Annotated in this window: 4 protein-coding genes and 1 pseudogene; 1 reads left to right on the top strand and 4 read right to left on the bottom strand. The window is 41.2% G+C overall.

The genetic code is table 11. The features are described 5' to 3' along the window. From H5202_RS17260 to H5202_RS17245, 4 genes and pseudogenes are all read right to left on the bottom strand, one after another. Positions 1-406 (bottom strand): annotated as a pseudogene (locus H5202_RS17260) (malate dehydrogenase); the annotation flags it as partial. Positions 407-839: 433 nt separating this feature from the next. Beyond that, complete coding sequence (gene rpmE, locus H5202_RS17255) at positions 840-1,052, bottom strand: 50S ribosomal protein L31 (protein ID WP_182773167.1); 213 nt, start codon at positions 1,050-1,052, stop codon at positions 840-842. Between the two features lie 139 nt (positions 1,053-1,191). Beyond that, complete coding sequence (locus tag H5202_RS17250) at positions 1,192-2,442, bottom strand: FimV/HubP family polar landmark protein (RefSeq protein WP_182773166.1); 1,251 nt, start codon at positions 2,440-2,442, stop codon at positions 1,192-1,194. Positions 2,443-2,736: 294 nt separating this feature from the next. Beyond that, entirely contained in the window at positions 2,737-3,558 is an 822-nt protein-coding gene (locus H5202_RS17245; RefSeq protein WP_182773165.1) for a FimV/HubP family polar landmark protein, read from the bottom strand. Between the two features lie 84 nt (positions 3,559-3,642). Between H5202_RS17245 and priA the strand changes: the two genes are divergently transcribed. After that, positions 3,643-5,720 (top strand): primosomal protein N' (gene priA / locus H5202_RS17240; RefSeq protein ID WP_182773164.1); only part of this gene is annotated, 2,078 nt, incomplete at its 3' end.

Genomic DNA, 5,720 nt, shown 5'->3' with positions numbered 1-5,720 from the left:
CTTCTAAATTAATCCCACCAAAAGTATCAGCAATAGATTCGACAGTATTAATGAAGTCTTCTGTTGTGCGGTGCTTCACCTCAATATCAATCGAATCAATATTAGCAAACCGTTTAAACAGAAGTGATTTGCCTTCCATAACAGGTTTTGACGCTAACGGGCCTAAATTGCCTAAACCTAAAATAGCGGTCCCGTTGGTAATAACCGCGACCGTATTGCCTTTATTAGTATACCGATAGGCATTTTCAGGATCAGATGCAATCTCTCTAACAGGCTCTGCCACACCAGGACTATATGCCAACGCGAGATCGTGGCTTGATTGAGCCGGTTTTGTTAGGCAAACAGCTGTTTTGCCTGGTACCGGAAATTCATGATAATCGAGTGCTTGTTGACGAATATCTGACATTTTATACATCCTGAAATGCGCTATCTATGGAGGAAAGTATGATCCGCACTCCACATTAACAGTGAGCGAACAGGCCATCTAAAATTTTAATAACAATACGCTAATACAAGGATTATATAAATCAAAAACTTAGTGACTGGAGGTGTTGTGAGTCAAAATAGAGGGTACGTTTTATTACTCTAACTAATCGAACATGAATATATATAAATCAATAAGTTAAAAATGTAGGAAAATAACAAGATTTACGATAGGAATCGGATATAGACATCGATATTTGCAGTTTATTTTGTCTAAATAACAATAAAGCGGGATTTGTGTTTTTTTGTATTGTTTACCACTAAAAAATTAGTTTTCTTCACAGCACAATACGATTGCAATATAAAAAACAAAAAAGGTGCCAAAGGCACCTTTTTTTGAGTAATTAACAATGCAATTACTTTTTACCAAGAACACCAAAACGCTTGTTGAACTTGTCAATACGACCACCAGTATCAACAACTTTCTGAGTACCAGTGTAGAATGGGTGACATGCACCACATACGTCCAAGTGTAGGCTTTTGCCTGCAGTTGAGTTCACTTTGATGATGTTACCACAAGTACAAGTTGCAGTAATTTCAGCGTAATTTGGGTGAATACCTGTTTTCATTTTGGGCTACCTTAAATTGAAGGCCATGTCGCTCTCCCAACCCGAAGTTGAGCACCACATGCAGTTAATAACAATATGTTTTAGGCGCGAGATAATACAGTGTCTCTAATACACAAACAAGTAGAATTTCTAAGCAATACTAGTATTGTCGATGAGTACGCTCTAGCGCCTCATAGGTAATTTGTGCCTTAGACGCACTTTGATATTGCTTTAACATCTCACCAGATGGGCATTGTAAGCGGCTATCTGACATCAATAAGTAAATTTTACCATTGGCAAACGCTTTAGGGTTTGCCTCATAAATAGCCAGCATTGCACCATATACACTGATTTGCCATTGTCGATAATAGCGGTCGGCAACTCGCCATAGAGTGTCTTGAGGTGATTTATCAATTAAGCAGATTTTATCTTGCTTATGAGTCGGTATAGATACCTTAGCTACCGTCTTGATTGGTAATGGCTGAGGCGATATTTTCGTTTCATGAATAGCGGCCAATAACGCATTACTTTCAGATTTTTTACTATCCATATCATTCATCGAGACATTCATTGAATCATTATTCGATATAGGCTGAGTAGCAATAACAGCTGCAGGCAAGGGTAGTGTGGGTATTTTTCCTACTTGGGGTTTACCACGTTGACTGGCCACTAAATTGTCGAATGTAATTTTATCTACAGCGACATTTTGATAGCGCGAAAGAGTCGCTATCGATGGGCAGCTTAACGAACTGCCTAATTGCAGTAGACTAATTTTATCTTGATAGAACGCTGATGGATTCGTTTGATAAAGGGCAAGCATTGCACCATAAATGTTTGAATTCCATTGATTACGATAGCGCACCGCTATTTTCCATAACGTATCATTCGGTAACGGGTTAATCTGGCAATCATTCAGATTTTGTTGTGTTGTCGCTACCTGAGGTATCTCGCTGGTATTACGATTAATTGGCGTAGGCACTGGAGTCAGTGATGCCGAAGCTGACTTCATCGTTTTAATGGCTACTGGTTGGTACTTACTCTGAGCAATGGCTTTAGAGAATAAAGGTACAGGCGAATACTGTAGCCATTTAGCATTACGGTATTCAGAAACAATTAATGCCGCATCAGGGTCACGTATTTGCTCTGTTCCACTTAACACAAAAATATCATTATCGTGTCGTTCAACAACAAGCTTTTCTAACACAATATTGTCGTGATAGATTTGGCGTAAATAAAAAGTCAGTCGCGATAAATCATGATGATCGGTTATGATATTGACGCTTAGTTGAGGTAATTGACCACTTTCAAATGGAATGGTATCAATACTAATATGACTGACTTCTGCTCTAACAACTGAAATACTATCCACAGCCAGTAATGCTAATATTGCTAGCAGCTTAAAGCTTTTCATCAAATCAATCCTTTCACTTATAAACCACTTCAACTCAGCGTAAATCCACGCCGTAAATCCACTAAATTCAATATGCTTCGACACTTATTTCTTAATATTATTATTTTTAGTTAAGCTTATTGAGCTGTAATTTATGATTGTTTTCTCCGTTTTACTCTGATTATGACTCTAATGCAAAAGTGTTAACGCAAGCAACTATATAAATTAACATTATCAGCTGCAACCAATTACTGACAAACAAGAGTAATTACTCGATCTTATGCAGCTTTTAACCAAGATATATTATCAATAGCTCTATTTAACGGCATGTTTTGCTTCAACAGCCTCAAATACTTTTTTGTCCACCGCTTTATTATTGTATTCGGTTAAAATAGCCGTTGATGGGCAATTCAATGCTACATCTTTTAGTAATAAATGAATTCTTTGCTTGGAAAAAGCCAATAAGTTAGCCTCGAAAATGGCTAACATCGCACCATATACACTGGTGTGCCACTGATCTTTATAACGGTTTGCTATACGCCACAATGTGTCACTATTATCTCGCTCAATTAAACATCTCGCCTGTTGAGATGTTTCAATTGGGGATGGTGCTGGTTGTCGTTCTGGTACAGATGACGCTGGAGCCAAACGGCTGTCATCTTGGCGACTTTTGGAAACTCTTGCACTCGTGATGTTGGCTACTGGCGATACCCGAGGGTTACCAACATTGGAGGTTAAGGTTGCACTATTAACTGAATACGGTGCATCAAATAAGGCTATTACGGCTAACGTAACCGCTCCAGTCGCTGTATTCTCGGTAATAATTAACTGCGCATTTGAGTCATTAATAATGTCTGTGCCACTAAGTTGTAATAAAAAGCGATTAATCCCCTGCACAGTTAACTTCTGTTGCAGCACGTTCCTACCATCCAAACTGTCATCCAACTGGCGAATATAAAAACCTAACCGCGACGCATCATCATTTTGTGCCACGATGTTGATCTTTAATTGCGGGAGATTATTCAATTCAAATTGACGGCTATTGATACTGACATGATTCACTTGAGCCATTGATGTCGCAATATAGCCCAATAATCCAAATACAAAGATGATGACTTCAATAAGTCCTTTACGCATATAAATGTTGCCCTATCTCTTTGATGACACTTAGAGGTAAACTGATCCGCAATCCACTATCGAATTGAAAAATGATGAAGCCTTATGCCCGTGTTTGTTGAAGTCGCCTTACCCGTCCCATTACGCAGAAACTTTAGTTATCGTGTAAAAGACGAACAACAAGCAGGATTGCAAATCGGCCTTAGAGTTAAAGTCCCTTTCGGTCCACAACAACTCATTGGCTTAATTACCGCTATTACTGATAAATGTGACTTAGCGCCGCAACAAATAAAATCTGTCACTGCGGTACTAGATGATGCCCCATTGTTACCCGATTCGCTATATAAATTAACCCTCTGGGCTGCCCGGTATTACTTTACCACTCAAGGGCAAATGCTTAGCCAAGCGTTGCCTGTCGCGTTGAGGAAAGGCCTCGAAGCGGCGCCGCAAGCGGTGGTTGAATATCATTTAAGCCCCGAAGGTCGCAGTGCAGATTCTAGTGTTTTAAAACGCGCCCCTGCACAGAAAAAACTGTACGAGTTATTGCTTGCAAACCCCATCAGCCAAGATGAGTTCACCACCCAACAATTAAGCAAAGCGGCTTTAAAAGCATTAGAACAAAAACAATGGATTGAACGGCAACAAAAAGTGCTCAGCCATGATTTAAGCTGGCGTCAACAGCTTATTATGAATGAGTCACCCCATAAGCTGAACAAACAACAAGCCGTTGCCGTTTCTGTACTCACTCAGCAGCAGGGGTTTCATTGCACGTTATTGGAAGGGATTACCGGCTCTGGTAAAACCGAAGTTTACCTCACCTTGCTTGAAACAATTTTAAAACAAGGTAAACAAGCACTGATCCTCGTGCCTGAAATTGGCTTAACACCGCAAACCATTAATCGTTTCAAGCGTCGTTTTGAAGTCAATATTGCCGTAATACATTCCGGATTAACCGATAATCAACGCTTAGAAGCTTGGCGTCAGGCTCGTGTCGGTGAAGCGGCTATTATCATTGGCACTCGCTCTGCACTCTTTACCCCAATGGCTTATCCAGGGTTAATTATTCTTGATGAAGAGCATGACAGCAGCTTTAAGCAACAGGAAGGTGTGCGTTATCACGCGCGTGATTTAGCCGTAATGCGTGGGCATCTTGAAGATATTCAAGTGGTACTAGGCTCCGCAACACCATCATTAGAAACGTTACAAAATGCATTATCTGGCCGTTATCATCACCTGGAACTGAGTGAACGAGCTGGTGCGGCGCAAAAGGTTAAGCAAGGTATTGTCGATATCACCTCGCAACCATTAAAAGCGGGCATGTCGACATCATTAATTAATGAAATGCGTATGCACCTTGATGCGGGTAATCAGGTACTGCTATTTCTAAACCGCCGCGGATTTGCTCCGGCCTTGCTTTGTCATGAATGCGGCCATTTACATGAGTGCGATCGTTGTGATGCCTTTTTTACTGTCCATCAAGGCTTAAACGAGATTTGTTGCCATCACTGCGGTAATCAATACGCTATCCCACGCCAATGCCATCAATGTGGTAGTACCATGCTAATGGGTCACGGTTTGGGCACTGAACAGCTAGAACAAGAACTGATTAAACTGTTTCCCAAATTCCCGGTTGTCCGCATCGACCGAGATACCACCAGACGTAAAGGCTCCCTTGAACAACAGCTCAAAGGGATTTACATGGGTAAATATAAAATTTTGGTCGGCACCCAAATGCTCGCCAAAGGACATCACTTTCCAGATGTCACCCTTGTAGGGTTATTGGATGTTGATGGCGCATTGTTCAGTGCAGACTTTCGTGCGCCAGAACGTTTTGGCCAGCTATATACTCAAGTGTCTGGCCGCGCTGGCCGCGCAGACAAACCCGGCAAAGTGCTACTGCAAACCCATCAAAGTGATAACCCCATTTTACGTGATTTATTGAAACGCGGTTATGGCGAGTTTGCTCGTAGTCAGCTAAAAGAGCGTCAACAAGCATTGTTACCACCTGCTTGGCACATGGTTCTAATTCGCGCAGAAGCACATTTAGCTGAAGATGCAGATGCTTTTCTTGCCCGCACCAGCGAGCTATTACCACAAGATAAAGACTTTGAAATTATTGGCCCTATCCCGGCTCCACTGGATCGTAAAGCAGGAAAATACCGACGCCAATTAATACTGCAAGC

The sequence above is a fragment of the Shewanella sp. SG41-4 genome (assembly GCF_014164505.1).
Classification (GTDB): Bacteria; Pseudomonadota; Gammaproteobacteria; order Enterobacterales; family Shewanellaceae; genus Shewanella.
The sequence above is the reverse complement of the archived record's forward strand: the minus strand, read 5'-3'. Positions and strand labels throughout refer to the sequence as shown.

Coding starts and splice junctions, on each gene's coding strand:
- H5202_RS17250 (WP_182773166.1), bottom strand. CDS start 2,442: ATGAAAAGCTTTAAGCTGCTAGCAATATTAGCATTACTGGCTGTGGAT.
- rpmE (WP_182773167.1), bottom strand. CDS start 1,052: ATGAAAACAGGTATTCACCCAAATTACGCTGAAATTACTGCAACTTGT.
- H5202_RS17245 (WP_182773165.1), bottom strand. CDS start 3,558: ATGCGTAAAGGACTTATTGAAGTCATCATCTTTGTATTTGGATTATTG.